Origin of the sequence: Janibacter sp. HTCC2649, from assembly GCF_000152705.1 — a bacterium.
GTDB lineage: Bacteria > Actinomycetota > Actinomycetes > Actinomycetales > Dermatophilaceae > Knoellia.
The window spans coordinates 3,106,328-3,131,286 of the sequence record NZ_CH672413.1 but is presented as its reverse complement, the minus strand read 5'-3'; the positions used below and the strand labels follow the sequence as shown (position 1 = coordinate 3,131,286).

General features: G+C 69.7%; 21 protein-coding genes and 1 riboswitch. Of the genes, 3 read left to right on the top strand and 18 right to left on the bottom strand.

Going from position 1 to position 24,959, the window contains the following annotated elements; all coding sequences use genetic code 11:
• Nucleotides 1-37: 37 nt before the first annotated feature.
• On the bottom strand, nt 38-370 hold the full coding sequence (locus JNB_RS21575; RefSeq protein ID WP_158306146.1) for a hypothetical protein: 333 nt from the start codon (nt 368-370) through the stop codon (nt 38-40).
• A gap of 70 nt (nt 371-440) precedes the next feature.
• Between JNB_RS21575 and JNB_RS14905 the strand changes: the two genes are divergently transcribed.
• Complete coding sequence (locus tag JNB_RS14905; protein ID WP_009777335.1) at nt 441-1,022, top strand: L,D-transpeptidase family protein; 582 nt, start codon at nt 441-443, stop codon at nt 1,020-1,022.
• 80 nt (nt 1,023-1,102) lie between these two features.
• Here JNB_RS14905 and JNB_RS14900 read toward each other — a convergent pair whose 3' ends face one another.
• From JNB_RS14900 to JNB_RS14885, 4 genes are all read right to left on the bottom strand, one after another.
• Nucleotides 1,103-3,538 carry a GH92 family glycosyl hydrolase gene (locus JNB_RS14900; RefSeq protein WP_009777334.1) on the bottom strand — a complete coding sequence of 812 codons (2,436 nt, stop codon included), beginning with the start codon at nt 3,536-3,538 and terminating at the stop codon, nt 1,103-1,105.
• Between the two features lie 128 nt (nt 3,539-3,666).
• Nucleotides 3,667-4,884: an MFS transporter gene (locus tag JNB_RS14895; protein WP_009777333.1), complete on the bottom strand. Its 1,218-nt coding sequence runs from the start codon at nt 4,882-4,884 to the stop codon at nt 3,667-3,669.
• 117 nt (nt 4,885-5,001) lie between these two features.
• Nucleotides 5,002-7,182: an ATP-binding cassette domain-containing protein gene (locus JNB_RS14890; RefSeq protein WP_009777332.1), complete on the bottom strand. Its 2,181-nt coding sequence runs from the start codon at nt 7,180-7,182 to the stop codon at nt 5,002-5,004.
• Nucleotides 7,183-7,234: 52 nt separating this feature from the next.
• Nucleotides 7,235-7,906, bottom strand: coding sequence for an ECF transporter S component (locus JNB_RS14885; RefSeq protein ID WP_009777331.1), 672 nt, complete (start codon nt 7,904-7,906; stop codon nt 7,235-7,237).
• 87 nt (nt 7,907-7,993) lie between these two features.
• A riboswitch (TPP riboswitch) is annotated at nt 7,994-8,097 on the bottom strand.
• 87 nt (nt 8,098-8,184) lie between these two features.
• Here JNB_RS14885 and JNB_RS14880 point away from each other — a divergent pair.
• Nucleotides 8,185-8,463, top strand: a complete 279-nt coding sequence (locus JNB_RS14880) for a DUF4235 domain-containing protein (protein WP_040883863.1) — start codon at nt 8,185-8,187, stop codon at nt 8,461-8,463.
• Nucleotides 8,464-8,485: 22 nt separating this feature from the next.
• Here JNB_RS14880 and hutI read toward each other — a convergent pair whose 3' ends face one another.
• From hutI to JNB_RS14865, 3 genes are all read right to left on the bottom strand, one after another.
• Nucleotides 8,486-9,637 (bottom strand): imidazolonepropionase, encoded by a 1,152-nt coding sequence (gene hutI / locus JNB_RS14875; RefSeq protein WP_009777329.1) that lies wholly within the window; start codon nt 9,635-9,637, stop codon nt 8,486-8,488.
• Nucleotides 9,638-9,717: 80 nt separating this feature from the next.
• On the bottom strand, nt 9,718-11,040 hold the full coding sequence (locus tag JNB_RS14870) for a formimidoylglutamate deiminase (protein ID WP_009777328.1): 1,323 nt from the start codon (nt 11,038-11,040) through the stop codon (nt 9,718-9,720).
• Nucleotides 11,037-12,236, bottom strand: coding sequence for an allantoate amidohydrolase (locus JNB_RS14865; RefSeq protein WP_009777327.1), 1,200 nt, complete (start codon nt 12,234-12,236; stop codon nt 11,037-11,039). Before JNB_RS14865 ends, JNB_RS14870 begins: the two co-directional genes overlap by 4 nt.
• Before the next feature lie 164 nt (nt 12,237-12,400).
• Here JNB_RS14865 and JNB_RS14860 point away from each other — a divergent pair, with 164 nt between their 5' ends.
• Nucleotides 12,401-12,889: an aminoacyl-tRNA deacylase gene (locus tag JNB_RS14860; protein WP_009777325.1), complete on the top strand. Its 489-nt coding sequence runs from the start codon at nt 12,401-12,403 to the stop codon at nt 12,887-12,889.
• A gap of 21 nt (nt 12,890-12,910) precedes the next feature.
• On the opposite strand, the gene JNB_RS14855 is transcribed toward JNB_RS14860, so the two are convergent.
• The 10 genes from JNB_RS14855 to JNB_RS14810 all read right to left on the bottom strand — a co-directional run bounded on the left by JNB_RS14855 (nt 12,911) and on the right by JNB_RS14810 (nt 24,950).
• Nucleotides 12,911-14,968: an elongation factor G-like protein EF-G2 gene (locus tag JNB_RS14855; RefSeq protein WP_009777324.1), complete on the bottom strand. Its 2,058-nt coding sequence runs from the start codon at nt 14,966-14,968 to the stop codon at nt 12,911-12,913.
• Between the two features lie 108 nt (nt 14,969-15,076).
• Nucleotides 15,077-15,964 (bottom strand): S1 family peptidase, encoded by an 888-nt coding sequence (locus tag JNB_RS14850; protein WP_009777323.1) that lies wholly within the window; start codon nt 15,962-15,964, stop codon nt 15,077-15,079.
• Nucleotides 15,965-16,161: 197 nt separating this feature from the next.
• Nucleotides 16,162-17,820 carry a urocanate hydratase gene (hutU, locus tag JNB_RS14845; protein WP_040883861.1) on the bottom strand — a complete coding sequence of 553 codons (1,659 nt, stop codon included), beginning with the start codon at nt 17,818-17,820 and terminating at the stop codon, nt 16,162-16,164.
• Between the two features lie 37 nt (nt 17,821-17,857).
• Nucleotides 17,858-19,423 carry a histidine ammonia-lyase gene (gene hutH, locus JNB_RS14840; RefSeq protein ID WP_009777321.1) on the bottom strand — a complete coding sequence of 522 codons (1,566 nt, stop codon included), beginning with the start codon at nt 19,421-19,423 and terminating at the stop codon, nt 17,858-17,860.
• Nucleotides 19,424-19,504: 81 nt separating this feature from the next.
• Nucleotides 19,505-20,902: a D-alanyl-D-alanine carboxypeptidase/D-alanyl-D-alanine-endopeptidase gene (locus JNB_RS14835; protein ID WP_009777320.1), complete on the bottom strand. Its 1,398-nt coding sequence runs from the start codon at nt 20,900-20,902 to the stop codon at nt 19,505-19,507.
• A 57-nt stretch (nt 20,903-20,959) separates the two neighbouring features.
• Nucleotides 20,960-21,430 carry a ribonuclease E activity regulator RraA gene (gene rraA / locus JNB_RS14830; protein ID WP_009777319.1) on the bottom strand — a complete coding sequence of 157 codons (471 nt, stop codon included), beginning with the start codon at nt 21,428-21,430 and terminating at the stop codon, nt 20,960-20,962.
• Nucleotides 21,427-21,825, bottom strand: a complete 399-nt coding sequence (locus JNB_RS14825) for a universal stress protein (protein WP_009777318.1) — start codon at nt 21,823-21,825, stop codon at nt 21,427-21,429. Before JNB_RS14825 ends, rraA begins: the two co-directional genes overlap by 4 nt.
• Before the next feature lies 1 nt (nt 21,826).
• Entirely contained in the window at nt 21,827-23,422 is a 1,596-nt protein-coding gene (locus JNB_RS14820; protein ID WP_009777317.1) for a tripartite tricarboxylate transporter permease, read from the bottom strand.
• Nucleotides 23,422-23,937: a tripartite tricarboxylate transporter TctB family protein gene (locus JNB_RS14815; protein ID WP_009777316.1), complete on the bottom strand. Its 516-nt coding sequence runs from the start codon at nt 23,935-23,937 to the stop codon at nt 23,422-23,424. The genes JNB_RS14820 and JNB_RS14815 overlap by 1 nt, the downstream gene beginning before the upstream one ends.
• Complete coding sequence (locus JNB_RS14810) at nt 23,934-24,950, bottom strand: tripartite tricarboxylate transporter substrate binding protein (RefSeq protein WP_009777315.1); 1,017 nt, start codon at nt 24,948-24,950, stop codon at nt 23,934-23,936. Before JNB_RS14810 ends, JNB_RS14815 begins: the two co-directional genes overlap by 4 nt.
• Nucleotides 24,951-24,959: the final 9 nt, after the last annotated feature.

The following is a 24,959-nucleotide window of genomic DNA, read 5'->3' as shown; positions in this document are numbered from 1 at the left end:
ACACGCAACCTCGAGGGCTCCCAGCGCGTCATGATCGTCAAGGGCACGTCGACACGACAGAGGGGAACGACATGTCAGGGAGCATCCGTTCGAGAATGACGAACGTGGCGGCCGCGGGGGCGGCCGCAACGTTGGTGTTGGGGTTGAGTGCCTGCGGGCAGCCCGGCGACCAGGAGGGGTTGTCGGTGTCAGCGGGGACACGACCGACGACCGCCCCGAGCCCGGCCACGCCCAAGACCTCCACGGCCCTCCCGGCGGAAACGCCCACGAGCGTGCCGACCACTGCGGCCACGGCACCGGTCAGCACGCCACCGGCCGCGGCCAAGCCCACACCCACGCCGACATCGACGCCGAAGCCGACGAAGACCACGCCGGCACCTACGAAGACGACGCCGGCCAAGCCTGCCCAGCCCAAGCCCGCGCCGCGTGATGACATCCGGATGGGTGATCGAGGACCCAAGGTGCTCGCGCTCCAGCAGCGACTGAGCAACCTGGGCTACTGGCTCGGGGAGCCCGACGGGCACTACGGATCGCTCACGCGACAGGCGGTGTGGGCTCTGCAGAAGAGCGCCGGCCTGTCCCGCGACGGCAACGTCGGCTCGGCGACCCAGAAGGCCCTGGCCAATGGCGTCCGCCCGAGCACGCAGCTGTCGGGCGACGGGATCGACATCAACCTCAGCCGGCAGATCCTCATGATCGTGCGGGGCGGCGAGGTCACGTACATCCTCAACACCAGCACCGGTGGTGGCTACAAGTACGAGACCAAGAAGGGCAACACCGCCACCGCGCGGACGCCCAAGGGGACGTTCAAGGTCTACTACACGGTCGACGGCTCCGACGAAGGTTTCCTCGGGACCATGTGGCGGCCGCGCTACTTCCACGGCGGGTATGCCGTGCACGGCTCGCCGTCGATCCCGGCCTACCCGGCCTCGCACGGCTGCGCTCGCGTGAGCAACGCCGCGATGAACATGATCTGGGCGCGCGACTTCATGCCCAAGGGCGCCACCGTGCTCGTGCGCTGACCTCGGACCTCAATCGTCCAATAGGGCACGAATGGCGCGAGCCGTTCGTGCCCTATTGGACGATTCCTGCTGGCTGATGGCTACTTGCCGGCCAGGCTGGCCGGCTGCGCTGCGGCTCCGGTGCCCCACGCCGTCGGTGAGGTCGACAGGCCGATCCTGATCGAGTCCGCACCCAGGAGCTGGTCGTGGGTCAGGAAGCTCTTGGTGAGGTTGATCGGCTTGCCGTGACCCTTGACCCGCACGGTGTCGACGTACTGCAACGTGCCCGAGGTTCCACCCGGCGACTCGATCGTCGTCGTGTGCTCCTTGGCCGCGCCGGAGTCCGGCGTGATGTGCACCGAGTCGAACATCGGCGCCGAGATCAGCCAGTTGCCACTGCCGGGCTGCGGCTCGAAGATGCCGGCCATCCCGAAGACGAGCCAGGACGAGATCGTCCCGAGGTCGTCGTTGCCGGGCATGCCGTAGGCGTCGTTGCTGAACAGGGGTCGGGCAGCGCGAAGGACGGCAGACGTCTTCCACGGGCTGCCGGTCCACGCGTACATCCACGGGGCGTGGAGGTCCGGCTCGTTGTTCGGGTTGAAGGCGAAGTTGTTGTGGTAGTCGTACGCCCCGACGACCCACGAGTCCTTGGCGACGTTCGCGGTGTCGCTGAGGACCTTGGGGAAGTCGAAGAACGTGTCGAGACGCTGCTCCGCCTTGTCGGCACCGCCCATGAGGGTGAAGAGCCCCTGCGGGTCCTGCTGGGCGAGCCACTGGTACTGCCACGCCGTGCCCTCGTGGAACCCCGTCGAGTCGGCCGGGTCGGCGCTGCCGATCCAGGTGCCGTCCTCGGCGCGGGCTCGCGGGAAGCCGGTGAAGCCCTTGGACGTGCCCTGCGAGTCCCAGGCGGTGGCGTAGTTGTCGCACCGGTCGCGCAGGGTGTCCGCCTTGGCCTTCTCACCGAGCCCGTCGGCCATCGTCGCGAGCAGGCAGTCGGAGTAGGCGTACTCGAGCGTGGCCGAGGCCGACTGGCGGGTGTCGCCGAACTGGAAGCCGGGAACATCGCGGTAGCCGATCCAGCCGTTCTTCACGTAGCTCGGGTTGCCGTCACGTCCACGGATCGTGGACTGGTCCTTCGGAAGCTCGTTGACGTTCTTCCACAATGCGTCGAACAGTCCCCGGGACGTCTCCTTGTCGAGTATGCCGCGGGACCAGTTCGTGACGACCCAGGCGGTCACGGGGTCACCGGACATCACGTTGGTCTCGCCGTTGCCGAGCGACCACCGTGGCACCCAGCCGCCCTGCTCGTAGATGCGCAGGATGGAGGCGGTCATGTCGGCGGCCCGCTCCGGGTAGAGCAGGGACACGAGCTGGTTCTGGGATCGGTACGTGTCCCACAGGGAGAACATCTGGTAGTACGGCCGGTCGCCGTGGTGGACCAACTTGTCGAGGCCGCGGTACTGCCCGTCGACGTCGGAGCCGACCGACGGGTGGAGGAGGGAGCGGTAGAGCGCGCTGTAGTAGGTGCGCTGGTCCTCGTCGGTCCCGCCTGCCACGGACATCCGGTTGAGGGCGCCGCGCCAGGTGTCGCGAGCCTGATCGCGCAGGGTGTCGAAGCTCGCGGGCTTCGTCGCGGCACCGGTCGTCGAGCCGTCACCTGTCTCGGTCTCGCGGTTGGCGCGGGCACCGTCGGCGGAGACGTAGGAGATACCGACGTTGACGCCGACCTCACCCGCGCCCTCGCCGAAGCTGGCGTAGGCACCCAGGGGGCGGTCGCCCCTCGTCGTGCTCCGGTCGCGCACGTCCGCGGTCGGGGTGAGCGCGTCGGGCGCCCAGCTGCCGAAGGAGGTGAACTTCTTGTCGAACTTCGCGGAGAAGTAGATGTCGTAGCGCTCGCTCTGCGTCTCCCAGCAGAAGTTGCCGCCCTTGACGTAGCCCTCGATGGTGTCATCACCGACGACCTTCACCCAGGACCCGAACGAGTGACCGTTGCCCTCGCCGACCTCAACCATGACATTGTTCTGGGCCGAGGACTTCGGGTAGGTGTAGCGGTGCAGACCGGTGCGCTCGGTGGCGGAGAGCTCGGCGTCGACGTCGTACTTGTCGAGCTTCACGGCATATCGACCGGGCGAGGCCTTCTCGTTGGCGTGGCTGAACGTCGAGGCATAGCTGGTGGCGGTCGAGCTCGAGACCGCTCCCGTCGTCGGCATGAGCCGCACGAGACCCGTCGTCTGGCAGCCCACGCCCGACAGGTGGATCTGGCTGAAGCCGAGCAACGAGTTCTGGGCGTAGTCGTAGGACGCGTACTTCTTGAGCTGGGTGTCCGGGCTGTTCTGCACCATGCCGAAGGGCACGGTGGCTCCCGGGAACGTCGTGCCGTCGCCGTTGTTTCCGATGGACGTGTTGACGAGGGTGGTGGGGTCAGGGACGGGCTGGGGCTTTGCCGATGCCGGCGCGGACCCACCCCCGACGATGAGGGCGCCGATCACGGCGCTGGCGGCCGTGAGTCTGGCGAGGGTGCGAGGTAGCTGCGTCATTGCAGAGTTCCTTGGTCGTGGGACAGCGGATTGGTCCAGCCCACTGGCTACCCCGCAGGAACACAAGGCGGGGAGCAGACACGACAAAAACGACGGGACATCGGACAAGATGACGTCCGATCCGACACTCAACGAGACAGAGCGGCCTCACGCGGCAGGGTCTCGCGGGCTCGCGACCACGGGATCGTCGCGAGCAGGCTCAGCAGTCCGGTGACGCCGAAGGCCAGGGCGAAACTACCGGAGTCGACGAGGGCGCCGGCGATGATCGGCCCGATGATCGCGCCCGCGTCGGCGGACATCTGGAAGGCCGCAAGCGCGGGCCCACCGTTGCGGTCGCGTCCGATGATGTCCGCCATGCTGGCCTGCTGCGACGGGTTGAGCGCGCCGGAGCCGACCCCGGCGACGATCGACAGGGCGACGAGCACCGGGAAGGTCGTCGCGAAGCCGGTGGCGATGGTCGCGACCCCGGCCACTGCCAGGCCCCCGATGATGAAGGGCCGCCGACCGACGGTGTCGCTGAGGCGTCCGGCGACATTCATGCCGATGGCGTTGCCTCCGGCATAGATCGCGAGGACGGCACCGGCGAGCCACGGCTCCTTGCCGATGTTGGCCGCGACGAAGAGCGGGATGATCGCGTTGCGCACCCCGAAGTTGGCCCACCCGTTGGCGAAGCCGGAGACCAGGCCAGCGCGATAGGCGGTGTCCTGCAGCCCTTCTCGCGCGGTCATGACCGGGAGCACGGGTGCGTCGGGGGCAGGACGCAGGGCGTGCCCGTTGATGAAGATCGCGACGAGAGCCGCAGCGAGAACGAGCGCGGCGGCATACGCAAGGAAGGGCACACGCAAGCCAAGACCACCGAGGGCGCCACCGACTGCGGGACCACCGATGCCGCCGATGAGGAACGCAGAACCGTAGGCCGAGGACACCCGACCACGGATCGACGGCGGAGCGAGACGCACCATGAGCGCCGTGGCCGAGACGGTGAACATCACCGAGCCGATGCCGCCGAGACCGCGGAAGACGACGAGCTGCCAGTAGGAGTGCGCGAAAGCCGTCGCTGCGGTCGAGGCGGCAACGATGAGGAGGCCTGCGAGATAGATCGGGCGCTCGCCGAGGCGGACGATGAGGGCGCCACCGGCGGGAGCGAAGACCAACCGGAAGAACGCGAAGACGCTGACCACGACGGCACTGGCCGTCGCGCCCACGCCGAAGCTCTGCGCGAACTGCGGCAGGACGGGCGTGATGAGGCCGAAGCCGAGCGCAATGACGAACGCGGAGGCCACGAGCACCCAGATCTCGCGCGGGATGCGGGCACGCTCGACCGGCGCGGAAGTGGGGGTGGTCATGGCAGAAACAAGTATGTCGCGCCCCTCCGACATTCCCCGACCCCCAACTTTCGTCCAATAGGGCACGAATGGCTGTCCGGGGTGCGCAACCATTCGCGTCCTATTGGACGAAAGTTGTCAGACGAGCAGGGTGGCGGCGGCGATGGGGACCATGGCGCCGAGGACGACCAACGTGTCGGCCAGACGCCACGGTGCGGTCGCGAACCAGGTGCGCTTCGACGCCGACGCGAAGCCGCGCGCATCCATCGCCACGGCGAGGTCCGCCGCCATCCGCAGCGTCCGCACCAGCAGCCCGAACGTCACGGTCCCGAGGTCGCGCACCATCGCCACGGGCCGCCGCGCATCCAGACCGAGTCCCCGCACTCGCCGGGCCAGCGAGATCTCCGACCACACCGCGCCGAACGTGTGCACCCGCTGCAGGGCGGCCGCGAGCGCGACGACGGGACGGGCCGGCATCCGCAGGCGTTGGGCGAGTTGGTCGCCGAGCCGATCGGGGTCGACGAGCGGCAGGAGCACCGCCGACGGCAGCACGATGATGAGCACGCGCAGCGCGGCCGTGAACGCTGTCGTCGTGTCGTGCCCGCCGAGCAGCCACGTCGACCAGCCGACCGAGAGGCCGCCGAGCATCCCGGGCAGGAGCCGGAGGACCACTCGTCGCAGACGGCCCGTCGGGCCAGCACCAGCCCCGGGCGCCCAGAGAGCCACACATGCCAGCACCACCTGGACGGCCAACACGACGAGGGACGTCCGCCAGTGCCCCGGGATGATGCCCGCCGGGATCGCGAGGAACGCTCCAAGCATCAGCGCCAGGGGCCCGGCCCGCCCGGCGAGGACGCGCCGTGGCTCCGGGGTCGGCGGCTCCTTGGGCGGGGTGGCGAGCTCGACGACGTGGTCCGAGCGCTGGATGAGCGCGTCGTCGTGCGTCGAGACGAGCACCGCTCCCCCGGCCGCGCGATAGGAGTCGAGCAGTCCGACGACGGCGGCCCAGGTGTGCCGGTCCTGCCCGACCGTGGGTTCGTCGGCCAGCAACAGCGGCGGCTGGTGCAGGATCGCCGACGCGATGGCCAGGCGGCGCTGCTCCCCACCGGAGAGCTCACGCGGGTCGGCGCCCTCGAGGTGGCTGAGGCCGAGTGCGGTCAGCAGGGCGTGGGCCTCGACGACGCGTTCGCCCGACTCCTCGCCCAGCGCGTGGCTCGCGACGAGGACCTCGTCGAGGACGGTGCGCCCGATGAGCGTCGAGCTGGACCACTGCGGCACCCAGCCGACGTGGGCGGCGAGCTCGCGGGTCGAGAGATCGGCGACGGGCTCCCCCGCGGCATCGATCGAACCGGCGCTCGGAGTCAACGCACCCGCAAAGCCGAGCAGCACTGTCGACTTGCCCGAACCGCTCGGCCCGACGAGGGCGGTGGCCGTGCCAGCGGACGGCCTCAAGGGCGAGTCGAGGAGAGCCGCGGTCTGGGTGCGTGCCGAACCGTCGAGGAGCCGCGTCGTGCGGTCGATGGTCAGCGCAGTCGCCGCGACCTCCTGCGCCCGGCGATGGGACACCCGCTCCACCAGGGCGCCCGACGCAACCGGGGTGGGCGGCGGCGCATCAGGCACCCAGATGCCCATGTCGAGCAGCCGCTCCCGCTCGCGAGAGAGCAGGTCGTGCACCAACCCGTCGGCGACGAGGACACCGTCAGCGTCGAGGACGAGCATCCGGTCGACGAGATCGACCCACGGTCCCAGGACATGCTCGACGACCACGGTCGTAATCGGGTATGCCGCGAGCGCACCTTCCACACTGGCCCTCACCTGGGCAGCGTGGCCGGGATCGAGCATGGCCGTGGGTTCGTCGAGCAACAACACGCTGGGCGCGAGGGCCAGCGCCCCCGCGAGCGCGAGCCGTTGGGTCTCTCCGCCGGACAGCGCACCGGTCGGGGTGTCGAGCGGCATGGTCAGTCCGACCGCAGCCACAGCGGCACTGATGGCGGGCGGCATGTCGGCACGCGGCATACCCACGTTCTCGAGTCCGAACGCGACGTCGCGCCCGATCGACGAGGCGACCACACCGGCACCCGGCTCCTGGAGGACGAGTCCGACCTCGCCGGCGCGCGACCCGGGGGCGTGACCGTCGAGGACGACGGACCCCGAGAGGTCGCCGGCGTCCGCGGTCTCGAGGAGCCCGGCGATCGCCCGGAGCAGCGTCGACTTGCCGGAACCACTCGGGCCGACGAGAAGCACGCGCTCGCCGGGCGCCAGTGACACCGAGATGTCGCGCAGGACGGGTTCGCGCCGACCGTACGGGCGCCACGTCACCCCCTCGAGGGTGACGTGGCCGCCCGCAACCGGACCAGCCGAGCGCCTGATCTCAGACAGCGCGGTTCTCGCGGTGCTCCTGGCCGGGCGGGAACGCGTTCAGCGCACCGGCCGCTGCCAGGGCCCGGGTGAGCAGCCACGCCAGTCCTCCGGCGATCACGGCGCCAGCAGCGCTCATGATGAAGAGGTAGACGATCTTGTGGCTCCACGCCCAGTCCGGGTAGTAGGTGAACCACTCATAGACGACCTCGAACGGCGCCGAGAGGGCGCCCGCGAGCAGGGCCGCTCCCAGGCGGAACGAGGCGTAGCCGAGGACAGCGAAGGCGAGCTCGGCGCCCAGACCCTGCAGGATGCCGGCCACGAGGGTGGAGGCCCCCCACTGCGTGCCGGGGAGCATCGAGACGAGGGCCGCGACGACCTCGCACATCAGGGCCGCGCCGGGCCGACGCACGACGAGCCCGCCGACCACCCCTGCCATGAGCCACGGCGCCGCCGTGATTCCGGACAGCGGGGCATACAGCGCGCTGAGGGCGTTCGAGGGCGCGACGTACGCCTGCCCCCAGGCCCAGTAGGCGACGCCGAACGCGGCACCGAGGAAGGCGATCGTGAGGATGTCGACGGTCCGCCACCCCATGAGGGGACGGGTCGCGAGGATGCTTGGGGCGCGCAGGAAGCCGCCCGAGGTGGAGTCGGTGGTGGCCGGCTCCGTGGTGTGTGTAGCCATGAACTTTTCTCCCGTGGTCTCCGGCGCAGGGCCGATGGATACCTCGGGGAGGTGACCACTCGGCATACACGTCGTATGCCGCTCAGTCACCTGAGAACTCAGACTCCCTACGCCGGTGCGAACCGGATCAGGTGTGAGGGTCTGCGGTTGCCCGCACTCTCAGCGCTAGGTGCGCTCCCCTGTCATTGACGTGGTCACCCTACTCCCAGGCTGTGGCAGGGTGGAACGGGAGAAGGCCCGACTTTTTGTGCGGGCATCGCAACCCTGAAGGAGTGACCGTGGGCAGCACTGTGTGGAAGATCCTCGGAACCGGCTCGGCGATTCTGGCCGGACTGGCCGCGACCAAGGTGGCCGACAAGGTCTGGGAGAAGGCCGGGCAGGACCGCATGATCAACCCCAAGGATCCCGACTCGCCCTTCGCTGCGGCGTTGGCGTATGCCGCCCTCACCGGTCTCGCTGCCGGTGTCGCGAAGACGCTGGCGACCCGCAAGGCCGCGCAGTACTACGCCAAGTCGTCCGGCCACAAGCCGGAGGCTGTGCGCCCCGGCAACCTCTGACCTCAACGTTCGACGGAGCGGGTCAGGTGAGGGCGCGGGCGATGGGGACGCCGGCGCGGTAGGCCAGGTGGAGGTGGCTCGGCGCGTCCAGCACGGCGAGGTCCGCAGCTCCGCCGACGGCGACGCGACCGATGTCGGTGCGACGCAGCGCCTTCGCCGACCCGGCGGTCGCGGCCCACACGGCCTCGCTCGGCGTCATCCCCATCTCGCGCACGGCCAGCGCGATGACGAACGGCATCGAGCTCGAGTAGCAGGTGCCCGGGTTGCAGTCGGTCGCCAGGGCGATGGAGACGCCGGCGTCGAGGAGGGTGCGGGCGTCCGGGTAGGGCGAGCGGGTCGAGAACTCCACGCCCGGGAGCAGGGTCGCGACCGTGGTCTCGGCGGCCCCCACCAAGGCATCGATGTCGGCGTCGGACAGGTAGGTGCAGTGGTCGACGCTGGCCGCGCGCAGCTCGACTGCGAGCTGAACGCCCGGGCCGTGGCCGAGCTGGTTGCCATGCACCCGCAACCCCAGGCCGGCCTCGCGCGCAGCGGCCATGACGGCGCGGGACTCGTCCTCGGTGAAGGCGTGTGGCGAGTTTGGTTCGCAGAAGACATCGGCCCACTTCGCGTAGGGCGCGCAGGCTTCCAGCATCGGCCCCGTGACGAGATCGAGGTATGCCGCCCGCTCGCCGCGCGCTTCCGGTGGCACGACGTGCGCGCCGAGAAACGTTGTCTCCGTGGTGAACTCGCTCGCGATGCTGAGGGCTCGGGCTTCGTCCTCGACGGTGAGGCCGTAGCCGCTCTTGATCTCGACCGTCGTCGTGCCCTGGTCGCGCATCTCGCGGACACGTTGGCCGACGAGCTCGCGGAGGCGCTCATCGGAGGCTGCGCGGGTGGCGGCCACCGAGACGCCGATGCCTCCCCCGTCGTAGCGCTCCCCCGTCATCCGCGCGGCGAACTCCGCCGACCGGTCGCCGTCGAAGACGAGGTGACTGTGACTGTCGACGAAGCCGGGAAGGACCGCTCGGCCCTCGAGGTCGACCCGGCGGTCGGCGTCGGGGGCATCTGCCGCATCGCCGATCCAGGCAATGCGACCGTCCTCGATGACGAGAGCGGCGTCGTGGCGCAGCCCGAGACCGGCCTCGCCGGTGCCGTCGCAGGTGACGAGCTCACCGATCCCCGTGATCACCACTGCGTCTGCGGATGTGGTGGTTCTGGCGACCGCATCCGCAGACGCAAGGGGGGAGGCGGCTCGGGAGTTGGGGGTTGGGCTCACGGGGCGCTCCTCACGGCGACGATCGCCTCGGCGACAACATCGTCAACGGGGCCGAGGGGGTGGACCCCGCTGGACACGATCCGTCGACCGCCGACGACGACATCGGTGACATCCGCCCCCGTCGCACCGGAGATGATCTGCGCCGGGGCGACGCCACCGGTTCGACGACTGTCGATGCGCACCGCGACGAGGTCGGCGAGCGCTCCGACGGCAATGCGGCCGCCGTCCCAGCCCAGGCTGCGATAGCCCGCGGACGTCCCCATCTCGAGCAGCTGGGCCACGCCGAAACGTCCGCGCTCATGGCTCTTGAGCCGCTCGTGCATCTCGATGCCGCGGATCTCCTCGAAGGGGTCGATGACGGCGTGCTGGTCCGAGCCGAGACAGATCGGCACCTCGCGCTCGGCCAGCTCGCACCCCGGGCCGATGCCGTCGGCGAGGTCGCGTTCGGTCGTCGGGCAGAAGCAGGCACCGGCGCCGGATCGCCCCATGAGGTCGAGGTCCACGTCGGACAGGTGGGTCGCGTGGACGGCGGTGAAGCCCTCCCCGAGCAGCCCGGCGTCGGTGAGGTGCTCGACCGGGCTGGCGCCATAGACGAGCTGGGTCGTGAGGTTCTCGCCCATCTGCTCGCTCACGTGGGCATGGACGGGTCGGTCTCCGACGACCGTGGCGAACTCGGCGAGCTGCTCCCCGGTCAGGGCCCGCACCGAGTGGGCCGCCGCCCCGATGCGCACCATGGCACTGTCCTGCAACGCATCCACGCGCTCGGCCCAGGCCTGCACGGACCCGTCGGAGAATCGCGTCTGCACCTCGTCGAGTGGCAGGTGTCCGGCCGAGTCGAGCCCGCCGGACAGGTAGCAGGTGTCGAGCAGGGTGAGGCGGATCCCGGCCTCCTCGGCGGCGGCGACGAGAGCCGAACCCATGGCGTTGGGATCGTCGTAGGGCTTCCCACCGGGCCCGTGGTGGAGGTAGTGGAACTCGCCGACCACCGTGTAGCCCGACGCCACCATCTCGGTGAAAACCCCTCTCGCGAGTGCGAAGTAGGTGTCGGGATCGAGACGGGCGGTCACGGCATACATCTGCTCGCGCCACGTCCAGAAGTTGCCGCCGTCACCATGGGTCCGTCCACGCAGCATCCGGTGGAACGCGTGACTGTGCGCGTTGGCGAAGCCGGGCAGGACGACCCCGCCCAGTCGCACGTCGGCATCGCGCGGCTTGGTGTCCGTGGCGATCTCGCTGAACCGCCCGTCGACGACGGTGAGCCGCACGCCGCGGTGGACCTTGTCGGGCAGCTGCGCGTGTTCACACCAGTAGGTCGTCATGCGGGCACCCCGGCCAGGTCGGTGAGGACGGTGGTGAGCGCCTCGACGCCCGCGAGGCAGTCCTGCGAGGTCGCGAACTCCTCGGGTGAGTGCGAGATGCCGGTGGGGTTGCGGACGAAGAGCATGGCGGTGGGAACGCCGGCGTTGGCCAGGATTCCGGCGTCGTGTCCCGCTCCCGTCCCGATGACGGGTATGCCGCCCAGCCGGGTGGAGAGGCGCCTCACCAACGCCGGGTCGAAGGGGGTCGTGCCGGTCCAGGAGTCCTCGATGACGAGTCCTTCGAAGTCGTTCACGACCTCGGTGACGTCCGCGACGACCCGGCGCACAGCTGCCTCGTCGGACCCGCGCGCGTCGAGCCAGCCGGTGACCTCGCTGGCGATGGCGTTGACCCCGCCGGGGGTGACGGCGACCTTGCCGATGGTGGCGACGCAGCCGTGGGTCGCGGCGGCGCGGCGGGCGGCGATGACGGCGGCCGCGAAGCCGAGCATCGCGTCGTCGCGGTCCTCGAGTCGGGTCGTGCCGGCGTGGTTGGCCTCGCCGAGGGTGCGGATCCGCCAGCGACCGTGCGGCCAGATGTCACTGCCCACGGCGACGGGGGTGTCGACCTCGAGGTCGGACAGGTGCCGGCCCTGCTCGACGTGGAGCTCGACGAAGGTGCCCACCCGCCGGACGGTCTCGGAGTCGGGCCCCAGCGAATCGGGGTCACGGCCGGCGGAACGCAGCGCCTCGGCCATCGACACTCCGTCGCCGTCGGTGAGCGAACGGGCCCGGTCAGCCGTCATGGCGCCGGTGAGGACTCGCGATCCAGCACACGCCACCCCGAAGCGAGCCCCCTCCTCGTCAATGAAGTTCACGACGCCGATGGGCCGGTCGGGCTCAAACCCCCTGTCGCGCAGCGCATCCAGCGCAGCAAATGCCGAAACGACCCCCAGGGGCCCGTCGAAAGCGCCGCCATCAGGCACGGAGTCGAGGTGTGATCCGGTGACGATTCCGGGACGCCCTGCCGCCAACGCAGCGTCCGGGTCTCCCCACCACGCCCACTGGTTGCCGACCCGGTCCACGGTCACGTCGAGCCCGCGCGCCTCCGCCTGGGCGACGAACCACTCGCGCAGCGTGTGGTCCTCGCGGGTCCACGCGAAGCGGTGGTAGCCGTTGGTCCCGCCATCGCGCCCGATCGGCGTGAGGTCGCGCCACATGGAGCCGAAGGTTGCCCCCGCCGGGTCAGGGATGGCCGGGACGTGGGCGCTCGCTTCGCTGGGACTCACCCGGCCATTCCACACCCCGGAGGTGGTCACGCGCTGCGGCGCCACGGCATACCCGTCTGAAATCCCAGACCAGAAGGCGCGCCTAGAGTGATTCCATGACCGAAGCGACGGAGACGGACGGAGCCCGGCGGGCACGCGAGGCCCTTGAAGCCAGCGGGATCCAACACACGATCAGCGTCTCGACCCAGCGCGCGTCATCGCTCGCCGAAGCCGCCGAACAGCGCGGGATCGAGCCGCGCGACATCGTGAAGTCGCTCGTGGTGCGACGTGGGTCGGGCGACTACGTGTTCGTGCTGGTGCCCGGCGACCGCGAGATCTCGTGGCCCAAGCTGCGCGCCCACCTCGGCGTCAACCGGTTGTCCATGCCGCCGGCCGACAAGGCTCGGGATGCGACGGGCTACGAGCGCGGGACGATCACGCCCTTCGGGTCGACAACAGCGTGGCCGGTCATCGTGGACGCCACCGTGTCCGGCCGGACGATCTCGATGGGCGCAGGGGCCCACGGGACCTCGGCATCCCTGGCCGCCGATGACCTGGTGCGAGCCCTCGCCGGTGAGGTCGCCGACGTCACCGACCCTGCCTGACCCCGCCTGACCCCGAAAGTTTCAGCCGCCGCCGCCGTGGAGAACGTCCTTGGCGAGCTGGGGCGGGAGGTAGTCGTAGCGCGCGAACGTCCGGGTGAAGGTGCCCGTGCCGTGCGACACCGAGCGCAGGTCGATCGGGTAGCGCGACAGCTCCAGCGCCGGGATCTCGGCATGGATGAGGGTGCGCCCCTCGTGGGCCGCGGGTTCGGTCCCGTGCACCTGGCCGCGTCGTCCGCGCAGGTCCGCGAGCGCAGACCCCACGGACTCGTCGCCCACCTCGATGTCCACGGTGTCGATGGGTTCGAGCATTGACACGGTGCTCTCGTTCGCGGCTTCGCGCAGCGCCTGCCCCGCCGCCGTCTGGAACGCCATGTCGGACGAGTCGACCGCGTGCGCCTTGCCATCGAGCAGGGTCACCCGCACGTCGACCGCGGGATACCCATTGAGCACGCCCTTCTCGAGCTGCGCCTGCGCGCCCTTCTCCACCGACGCGATGAACTGCTTGGGCACGGAGCCACCCACGACCTTGTTGACGAACTCAAAGCCACCACCCCGCGGCAACGGCTCGATTCGCAAGCGACACACCGCATATTGCCCGTGCCCGCCCGACTGCTTGACGAGTCGTCCCTGCACCTCGCAGGGGCTGATGAAGGTCTCACGCAAGGCCGTTCGCAACGGCTCGGCCTCAACCGCGACGTGGTGATGCTCCTCGAGAGCCTTGGTCAGCAGGGCCAGGTGCGCTGGCCCCATGGTCCAGAGCACGACTTGGTGGGTCTCGGCGTTGAGGTCGAGTCGCATCGTGACGTCCTCGGACACCAACGTCTGGAGCACCGAGGCGAGCTTGTCCTCGTCGCCTTTGCTGCGAGCGTGAATCGCCACTGGTAGCAACGGTTCCGGCAGCACCCACGGCTCGACGAGCGCTGGCTGCTTCGGCGACGACAGGGTGTCCGTCGTCTCGGCACCAGCGAGCCGCGACACGAGGACGAGCTCACCCGCGATCCCGTGAGCCTTGGGCCGGGACTCGTCGCCCAGCGGAGCGGTGAGCCCACCCACCCGGTCGAGATCCTGGTCGTGGTCGTCGTGACCGGCGAGCTGCCCCGTCGCGAACTGCTGCAGGTGCCCGGACACGTGCACCGGATCGTCGGGCCGCAGCGTCCCGGAGAAGACCCGCACGAGCGACTGCCGCCCGACGAACTGGTCGGTCGTCGTCCGCACGACCTCGGCCACGAGGGGCCCGGCGGGGTCGCACGTCACGGCACCGAAGTCGCCGCCGTTGGTCCGCCAGATGCGGGGCAACGTGACGTCCTCGGGCGAGGGCAGTCCCTGCTCGATGAGGGCCAGCAACTCCTCGAGGCCCACCCCGTTCGTCGCGTTCGTCGGCAGCACCGGGAAGAAACGGGCCGTGGCGACTGCCGTGTGCAGGTCGGCCCGAAGCGTGGCGACGTCGACCTCCTCGCCCTCGAGATAGCGCTCGAGCAGCGTCTCGTCCTCGGACTCCTCGATGATCGCCTCGACGAGCGCGCTGCGACCCTCTGTGTCCTCCCCCGACGTCAGCAGATCCACCAACCCGGTCACCGTCGTCCCGGGTCCGCCCGGTTGCACCGGCACCGCGACCGGCTGGGCCTCGCCGAACACGCGCCGACAGGTCGCGACCGTCTCATCGAAGTCTGCGCGCGCCTGCTCGAGACGGGTCACGGCGATGGCACGCGGCATACCCGTCGCTCCGCACTCGCGCCACAGCATTCGGGTGGCGTCATCGAGCCCGTCGGCCCCCGAAATGACGAAGAGGGCGGCATCCGCCGCCCTCAGTCCTGCTCGCACATCGCCGACGAAGTCGGGGCTGCCCGGTGTGTCGAGGAGGTTGACCACCACCTCGCCGCTGGCAAAACTCGCGGCCACGAGGCCGGTCGACGACTGTCGGTCGTCATCCCTGGGGCGCCGCCCCTCGACCCGGGCCGCGACGAGGTGCTCGAAGAGCGTGCTCTTGCCCGCACCCGCTGGTCCGACGAGGACCACGTTGCGAATCTCCCGCGGGCTGGCGGGGGCGGGTGCGTTGTCGGAGCCGGACGAGCGGTTCACGTGTCACACCTTGCCTTCGCTCGCGCTGTCGCACAAGGGCCAGAACGAAAGGCGGCGTATGCCGGGTGGCGAGCACCCGGCATACGCCGGCTGTGTTGTTCGGTTGCCTCAGAAGACGGTGACGCCGTACGCGTTCGCTGCCTCGCGCACGGGCTGGAAGAACGTCGTGCCACCGCGGCTGCAGTCGCCGCTGCCGCCGGAGGTGAGTCCGAGGGCCTTGGTGCCGTCGTACATCGCGCCGCCGGAGTCACCGGGTTCGGCGCACACGGTCGTCTGGATCATGCCGGAGACGCGTCCGCCGCCCTGGTACTTCACGGTCACGTTGAGCGCCGTCACCGTGCCGGAGCGAGTGCCCGTCGTCGAGCCGGTGCGCTTGACCGACTCACCGACGAAGGCGTCGCCGACCGTGTAGCCACCGGGGTGCGACAGCGACGTGTTGGCGTAGCGCACGAGGGAGTAGTCGTTGCCGGGGAAGCTGTAGCCCTCGGTCGGGCCGATGAGCGTCGACTGGCTCGAGTTCGCGTACCAGGTGTTCGCGACCTTGCCGCAGTGGCCGGCGGTGAGGAAGTAGTAGACACCGCCCTTGACGACGTTGAAGCCGAGCGAGCAGCGGTAGCCGCCACCGTAGATCGCGCTTCCGGCAGAGCCGAGCGCACGGAAGACACCGTGGGTGCGTTCGACCCGCAGAGAGCCTGCGTCCGAACCCGCTGTGCGCCGGAGGGACGCGAGGTCCGCGGCGGAGACGGACTCGTCAGCGGTCACGACGACCCGCTTGGAGACCGTGTCGGTGTGCCAGCTGATGCCGTCGACACCGGACTGGTCGATGCTCGATGAGATGGCGGCGAGGCGCTGGGCGGAGTTGTCCGAGCCGGCGGGTGCAGCGGCTGCGGCGATGGGCTGTGACAGCGCGACGGCTGCGATGAGACTGGTCGCGGTGGCGAGCAGTCCGACGACTTTGCGGGCAGGGGTGCGGGGGTGGTGCTGCTTTCCTGACATCACGAGTCCTCCTGGAGAGTTGATCCGGACGCTCAACACTCTGGCCCTGCCCGGGCCGGCTCGCATCTTGAAAGCACCGGTCTCGCGGCCGCCATCAGCGTCCCGAGCTCAAGGGGTGCTCGTCCGCATCGACAACCAAGAGGTGTTCGGCAAAAACCTCATGGTTATCGATGCGAGTCACACCTCTCCGGACGAGGTCAGCCCTCGCGCATCGGGATACGGATGCCGTGCTCGTCGGCGGTCTGGTCGGCGATGTCGTAGCCGGCGTCGACGTGGCGGATGACGCCCATGGCGGGGTCGTTGCGGAGGACCCGCGCGAGCTTCTGCGCGGCCAGCTCGGTGCCGTCGGCGAGGGAGACCTGACCCGCGTGGAGCGAGCGGCCCATGCCGACTCCGCCACCGTGGTGGATCGAGACCCAGCTCGCACCGGACGACGTGTTGACGAGGGCGTTGAGCAGAGGCCAGTCGGCGATGGCGTCGGAGCCGTCGGCCATGGACTCGGTCTCGCGATAGGGAGAGGCAACGGAGCCGGTGTCGAGGTGGTCGCGACCGATGACGAGCGGTGCACTCACGTCGCCCTTGCGGACGAGCTCGTTGAACGCGGCGCCCGCCTTCTCTCGCTCACCCTGACCGAGCCAACAGATGCGAGCAGGCAAGCCCTGGAACGCAATCCGGTCCTGCGCGCCCTTGATCCACTTGTGCAGGCGCTCGTTGTCCGGGAAGAGGTCGAGCACGGCGCGGTCGGTGGCGGCGATGTCCTTGGGGTCACCGGAGAGTGCCGCCCAGCGGAACGGGCCCTTGCCCTCGCAGAACAGCGGACGGATGTAGGCCGGGACAAAACCGGGGAACTCGAACGCCCGGCTGTAGCCGCCTTGGCGCGCCTCGTCGCGGATGGAGTTGCCATAGTCGAAGACCTCGGCGCCGGCGTCCTGGAACTCGACCATCGCCTGGACCTGCTTGGCCATCGAGGCACGCGCGCGGTCGGTGAACTCCTCGGGCTTCTTCGCGGCATACTCCGGCCAGTCCTCGAGCGAGATCCCCTCGGGGAGGTAGGACAGCGGGTCGTGGGCGGACGTCTGGTCGGTGACGATGTCGATGGGAACGCCGCGACGGAGCAGCTCGGGGAAGACCTCCGCTGCGTTGCCGACGACACCGACGGACCAGCCGCGCTTGTCGTCCTTGGCCTTGAGGGCCTTCTCGATGGCCTGGTCCAGGTTGTCGGCGACCTCATCGAGGTAGCGGTGCTCGACCCGACGACGCAGGCGCGCCTCGTCCACGTCGACGATGAGGCAGGCACCCTCGTTCATGGTGACGGCCAGCGGCTGGGCGCCACCCATGCCGCCACAGCCCCCGGTGAGGGTCAACGTGCCGGCCAGGGTTCCGCCGTAACGCTTTTCGGCGATCGCACCGAAGGTCTCGTAGGTCCCTTGGACGATCCCTTGGGTGCCGATGTAGATCCACGAACCGGCCGTCATCTGGCCGTACATCGTGAGACCGAGCTGCTCAAGCCGGCGGAACTCGGGCCAGTTCGCCCAGTCGCCGACGAGGTTGGAGTTCGCGATGAGCACGCGGGGTGCCCACTCGTGGGTCTGCATGACGCCGACGGGCTTGCCCGACTGCACGAGCATGGTCTCGTCCTGCTTGAGCGTGCTCAGCGTGCGGACCATGGCGTCGAACGACTTCCAGTCACGAGCGGCGCGACCGGTGCCGCCGTAGACGACGAGGTCGTCGGGACGCTCGGCGACCTCGGGGTCGAGGTTGTTCATGAGCATCCGCAGCGGCGCCTCGGCGCCCCAGTGGGTGGCGTGGGTCAGCGACGTGCCGCGAGGGGCGCGGACGGGACGAGCACCTTCCATGACGTTCTCCTTCACTGCTCTTGGGTATGCCGGGTGGTCAGTTGAGTCGGCCGGTGACGGTCTCTGCCGCGGCGACGACGGCGCCGTCGAGGACTGCTTCATAGGCCGCTTCGAGGTCCGGCGCGAGGAAGCGGTCCGGGCCGGGTGCGACGTTTCCGAACTCGGCCATGCCAGCGATGACGGCACCGGTCGCGGGTGCCGGGGCGAGTGGCGCGCGCAGCTGGATGCCCCGCGCGGCGGCGACGAGCTCGATGGCGATGACCCGGGTCAGGGCGTCGACGGAGCGGCGCAGCTTGCGGGCGGCGGACCAACCCATGGAGACGTGGTCCTCCTGCATGGCGCTGCTGGGGATCGAGTCGACACTCGCCGGGACGGCCAGGCGCTTCATCTCCGAGACCATCGCGGCCTGGGTGTACTGCGCGATCATCAGCCCGGAGTCGACACCGGGGTCGTCGGCGAGGAACGGCGGGAGCCCGTTGTTGCGTGACTTGTCGAGGAAGCGGTCGGTCCGTCGCTCCGAGATCGAGGCGAGGTCGGCGGCGACGATGGCGAGGAAGTCGAGCACGTAGGCGACCGGCGCCCCGTGGAAGTTGCCGTTGGACTCAACGCGACCGTCGAGCGTGACGACGGGGTTGTCGATGGCCGACGCGAGCTCCCACCCGGCGACGCGGGCGGCGTGGTCGATGGTGTCGCGCACTCCACCGGCCACCTGCGGAGCGCAGCGCAGTGAATAGGCGTCCTGGACGCGGGTGCACGCCTCGGGGTCGCGATGAGACTCGCGAATCGGGCTGTCCGCCAGCATCTTTCGCATGTTCTCGGCCGACATGGCCTGGCCGGGCTGCGGGCGCAGGGCGTGCAGGTCGGCGGCGAAGACGTCGTCCGTCCCGAGCAGCCCCTCGACGCTCATGGCCGCAGCAATGTCGGCGGTGGTGACGAGCAGCCGCAGGTCGGCGATGGCGAGGCAGAGCATTCCGAGCATGCCGTCGGTGCCGTTGATGAGGGCGAGGCCCTCCTTCTCGGCGAGCACGACCGGCGTGATCCCGGCGGCCTCCAACGCCTCGGCAGCGTCCATGACGTCGCCGTCGTCGTCGCGCACGAGCCCCTCACCCATGAGCGCGAGCGCGCAGTGTGACAGGGGCGCGAGGTCACCGGAGCAGCCGAGCGAGCCGTACTCGTGCACCACGGGCGTGATCCCCGCATTGAGCATCGCGATGTAGGTCTCGAGGGTCTCGGCCCGAATCCCCGTGCGGCCGGTGGCCAGTGTCGCGATGCGCAGCAGCATCAGCGCCCGCACGACCTCGCGCTCGACCTCGGGCCCGGCACCAGCGGCGTGGGACCGGACGAGGGAGCGCTGCAGCTGAGCGCGCAGCTCCACCGGGATGTGCCGCGTCGCGAGCGCCCCGAACCCCGTCGAGACGCCGTAGTGCGCCACCGTGTCGTTCGCCAGTCCCTCGATCGTGCCGCGGGTCGCGCGGACCGCAGCGAGCGCCGTCGGGCTGAGCTCGACCGGTGCACCGTGACGTGCCACCCGGACGACGTCATCGATGCTGAGGTGCTCGCCGCCGAGGGCGACCGGGTGCTGCTGCGTCTGGGTGTCCGTCATGTCTCAAGCAAACCGTGGGTATGCCGGGAGCAACAGCCGCGCACCCGGCATACCGTCTCGCATCCCAGACGTAAGACGACCTCAGTAGCAGCCGGTGGCCGTGGCGGCGAGGGCATCGACGTCGGCCCGGGACTCCGCGGTCGAGGTCACGCCGTTGATGATCACCGAGAAGATGCGCTCGCGGCCGTCGACTCCGGACGCGACCCCGGACAGCGCCGTGGCCGTGGCCAGCGTGCCGGTCTTGGCGCGGACGATGGACCTGGCGCAGTTGGTCGGCGCGGTGTCGAAGCGGTCAGCGAGCGTGCCCGAGACGCCGGCCGTCGGCAGTGCCGCGGCGGCAAAGACGACGGAGTTGAGGGCGGGTGTCATCCGGATGGTCGAGAGGACGTCGATCGCCGTGAGTGGGGTGAGGCGACCGGTCTGCGAGAGCCCGGATCCGTCATTGATGACCAGGCTCGTGCTGTCGATGCCTCGTGAGGCCAGGACTTCGAGGGCGTTGGCCCGGGCGCCGGCCCAGTCGGCGTTGTGACCGCGGCGCAGTGCTGAGAGCCGGTGGAGCCCCTCCGCGTAGTCGTTCTGGCTGGCGTTGAGCATGGTCTGCACGAGCTGGCCGACGGTGGGCGACGAGGTGCTGGCGATCGTCGCGGCCCCCGCAGGGGCGACACCGCGAGCCACCGAGGTCGCGGTCACGCCAGCGGCCTTGAGCTTGGCCGCAAACACCTGGCCCGCATTGATCGAGGTGTCGACCACGTTGACCTGGTCGACGACGAGAGCGCGCACGGGCGCCACGGTGCCCGGGATCCACTCGGCCTTCCACCCGGTGGCGTTGGTCGGCGCCGGGAAGAGCGAGTCGTCCACGACGACAGCGACAGAGGTCCGCCCCTGGCTCTTGACCTTCGTGGCGACGGCCGACGCCATCGCCGTGAGCTGGCTGGACGAGAGGGCGGGGTCGCCAGAACCCTTGAGATAGACGGTTGCTGGCTGCGCGGCCACCTGCAGGACCGGGGTCGTGAACCGCGTCGACTCACCCATCGATACGAGAGCCACGAAGGCCGTCACCAGCTTCTCGTTGGAGGCCGGTACCCGGGCAACCGTGGGGTTCTTGGCCCACAGGATCCGGCCGGTGGCAACCTCGACGACCTGACCGCTCGCGTAGTCGCCGATCTGGGCCACGCTCCCCCTGCTCGAGAGTCGCGCTCGGATCGTCCACGTGAGGTCGCTGGTCGAGGTGGCCGTCTGGGTGGGCGATCGCAACGCCGAGAGCGCGGAGGTGACCTGGGGGATGCTGGTCGTCCAGGGGCCGACATCGCTGTCGCCGGCGATCGGAACGGGCGCCGGCGCTGGCCCTCGCACGGCAGCGGTTCGCGCCGAGCCGGCCGCACTTGCCGGAGGTGCCGATCCCGCACCGAACAGGGCGAGGGCGGCGGCCGTGGTCGCCGCCCCGATGAGAGCTGACCTGGGCGCCCGACGCTGGCTCATGACTATGAGGGTGGCACGAGAATGACTAGTCCGCGCGGCGAGCGGCCGCCACCGGGCTCACACCAGCGAGGCGACGACTCCGTCCTCGTCAACCCAGACCTGCTGTCCCGGAACGAAGTCCACACCACCGAAGGACACGGGGACGTCGCGCTCCCCGACACCGTCCTTGGCGCTCTTGCGCGGGTTGGATCCGAGCGCCACGGCACCGAGCGGGAGGTCCCGCAGCGCCACGACGTCACGCACGGCGCCGTGGATGACGACTCCCGCCCATCCCTGGGCCACCGCGGAGGCCGCGATGAGGTCGCCCATGAGGGCCGACTCGAGTGACCCGCCGCCGTCGACGACGAGTACTCGTCCGTTGCCGGGCTCGCCCAGTGCCGCCTTCACGAGGGCGTTGTCGCGGTGACAGCGCACCGTGCTGATCACCCCGGTGTATGCCGTGTGCCCGCCGTAGTGACGCAGCTGCACCGAACACGACTGGAGAGTTTCACCGCGCTCGTCCCACAGGTCCGCGGTCGAGACGCTCATGCGGCATCTCCCTTCACGGCAAGGACGGGGCACTGGGCGTCGAGCAGGATCCGCTGCGCGACCGAGCCCATGATGAGCTTGCCGACCGGGGTGCGGTGGCGCAGGCCGATGACGATGACGCTCGCGTCGACCTCGGCGGCAACCCCGAGGATCGCCTCGGCCGGGTCGTTGCCCTGCTCGATCCGCCGGACCTCGGCGTCGAGACCGAGCTCGTCGAGGTCGCGCCGGAGACGGGCGAGCTGCTCCTCGTCGGCGCGACGAGCATCCGCCAGCACGTCGTCGCGCGACATGTTGACGACGAGCAGGTGTTCACGACGACGCCGAGCCTCACCCACAGCCGCCGTGAGGGCTGCTTCGCCATAGCCATTGGGCACGTAACCCACGAGAACGGTCATGTCAGGCCTCCGAGGAGTTGTAGGAGTAGCCGGCCTTGGCGTTGGCCAACGGCTCCGGACCGACACCGTCGCCGCCGTCGCCGCCCTTGCCGCCGTCGCCACCCTTGCCACCCTTGCCGAAACGGCTACGGACGACATTGATGAGCGGCCACGCGATTGCGACGACGATGAGGGCGTAGCAGAACCAGGCAATCGGTCCGCCGATGAGCCCGTCGATCTCGCCGCCGGTGAGCTGGAGCGAACGACGCCCCTGCTTCTCGGCCAGCGGGCCGAGGATGACACCGACGATGAGCGGCAGGACCGGGAGGCCGAACCGACGCATCGCGAAGCCGAGCAGACCCAGCCCGAGCAACAGCCACAGGTCGAACGGCTGGGAGTTCACGGCATACGCACCCATGGACGCAAAGAAGAGGATGCCGGCATACAGATAGGGACGCGGGATCTGCAGCAGCTTCGCCCAGGCCGGAGCCAGCGGGAGGTTGAGCAGGAGCAGCATCGTGTTGCCGATGAACAGGCTGGCGATGAGGGCCCACACGAGGGCGGGTTCCTTCGTCAGCAGCAGCGGTCCCGGCTCGATGCCCCAGCCCTGGAGTGCCGCGAGCATGATCGCTGCGGTCGCGTTCGTCGGGAGGCCGAGGGCGAGCATCGGGACGAGGGTGCCTGCGGCAGAGGCGTTGTTGGCTGCCTCTGGTCCGGCGACGCCTTCGATGGCGCCGTGCCCGAACTCCTCCGGGTGCTTGGTGAGCTTCTTCTCGGCGGTGTAGGACAACAGGGTCGGGATCTCGGCGCCACCGGCCGGCAGCGCGCCGAACGGGAAGCCGAGGGCGGTGCCACGAAGCCATGGCTTCCAGGACCGCTTCCAGTCGCTCTTGCCCATCCACGGGCGACCGACCGGGATGACTTCGGCGGCCTTGCGGCGGAGGTGGGCAGCAACCCAGAGGGCCTCGCCGACGGCGAAGATGCCGACCGCGACAACGACGACGTCGATGCCGTCCGCGAGCTGCGGGATCCCGCCGGTGAGGCGCTGTTGGCCGGTGACGAAGTCGATACCGACGACGCCGATGGTCAGGCCGAGGACGAGCGCCGCGAGGCCGCGGATGCGAGACGCACCGAGCACGGCCGTCACACCGGTGAAGGTGAGCAGGATGATGGCGAGGTACTCGGGGGCGCCGAGGCTGATCGCGAACTTCACGACCTGCGGCATGAGGAAGACGATGCCGAGCGTGCCAATGGTGCCGGCGACGAAGGACCCGATGGCTGACGTGGCGAGGGCCTGTGAGGCACGTCCCGCCTTGGCCATCTTGTTGCCCTCGATGGCGGTGACCACCGACGAGGACTCACCTGGTGTGTTGAGCAGGATCGAGGTCGTGGACCCGCCGTACATGCCGCCGTAGAAGATGCCGGCGAACAGGATGAGGCCCTGGACCGGCTCGAGGCCGTAGGTGATCGGCAGCAGGAGCGCGACGGTCATGGCCGGACCGATGCCGGGCAGGACGCCGACGGCCGTGCCGACCGTGACACCCAGCAGGGCGATGAGGAGGTTGATCGGCGACAGGACGTCGCCGAAACCCCCCATGAGGGAGTTGAGGTTGTCCATCAGAGGATTCCTTGGAGGATGCCGGCCGGCAGGTTGACCCCGAGCCCGATCGCGAACGCATAGAACGTCGCGAGCGAGAGGATCACGCCGAAGACGAGGCCGCGGACGTGGTGCCGGTTGCCGAGCGCGTAGGCCGAACCAGCGAAGAGCAGCGCGCCGCTGATCACCCAACCGAGCGGCTCGATGAGGACGGCGTTCAGGGAGAACGCGGCGATGAGGAGGCCGATGGTGCGCCAGTCGACACCCGTGGTGAGGTCAATGTCCTCCCCCTCCTCGGCCTCGCCCTGACCGCCACGGGAGATGTCGATCGCATAGAAGATCGCGATGATGATGAGCAACGCGCCGAGCAGGATCGGCATGGGCTTGGGCCCGATCGGGTCGTTGCTCGAGGACGCGGCACCGATGCGGCTCGCGTCGAAGAGGACGAGCACTCCGAGGAGGCCCAGGGCCGCGCACAGTCCGTACTGTGCGCGGTCCTTGGTCCCTCCCGAAGCCTCAAGTGAGGCGTCGGTCATGCGAGGCCGAGCTGCTTGAGAATCTCGGCGACGGACGCGTCCTGCTCCTTGAGGAAGGTGCCGAACTCGTCACCGGTCTGGAAGGCGTCGGTCCAGCCGCGCTTGGCTTCCTCGTCCTTCCAGGCCTGGCTGTCGTGCATCTTGGTGAGCGCGTCGACCCAGACCTTCTTGTCCTCGGCGGAGATGCCGGGAGGGGCCACGATGCCGCGCCAGTTGGTGAAGACGAGGTCGATGCCCGCGGACTTGAGGGTCGGGGCGTCCTTGAGCGCGGGGACCGGCTCGGCGCTGGTCACGGCGAGGACGCGGACTGCGCCGGCCTCGACCTGGTCGAGGAACTCGCCGAAGCCACTGGCACCGAAGGCGATCTTGTTGCCGAGCAGGGCGGGGAGGAGCTCACCGCCACCGTCGTAGGTCACGAAGTTGACGTCCTTCGGGTCGATCCCGACGGCCTTGGCGAGCTGCATCGGAAGCAGGTGGTCAGGTCCGCCCGGCGAGGAGCCGCCGCCGACGGCGAACTTCTTCGGGTCGGCCTTCCACGCTGCGACGAGCGCGTTGATGTCCTTGTAGGGCGAGTCCTTGGGCACGACGATCGCGCCGGCCTCCTCGATCAGCTTGGCGATCGGGGTCGTCTCGGCGAGCGTGGCCTTGGACTTCTGGGTGTATGCCGCTCCCACGACTCCCAGCCCCATCTGCATCGCGAGCTTGCCGTTGCCCTTTTCGTTGACGATCCGCTGGAGACCAACGGTGCCGCCCGCTCCGGGGAGGTTGAAGACCTGGATCTGGTTCGTGATCTTCCCGGCTTCGAGGACCTTGGCCGCGGTGCGGGCCGTCGTGTCGTAGCCACCACCCGGTGCGTTCGGCACCATGAGCTGGAGACCGGTGGCGGGCTTGGCGTCGGCTGTGGCGGACGAGCCGGTGTCGGCGCTCTTGTCGGCGGTGGCACCGCAGGCGCTGAGGGTGAGAGCCGCGGCGGCGAGTGCAGCGCCGAGGAGGGCGGTGGGGCGTGATCTCATCGTTGAGAC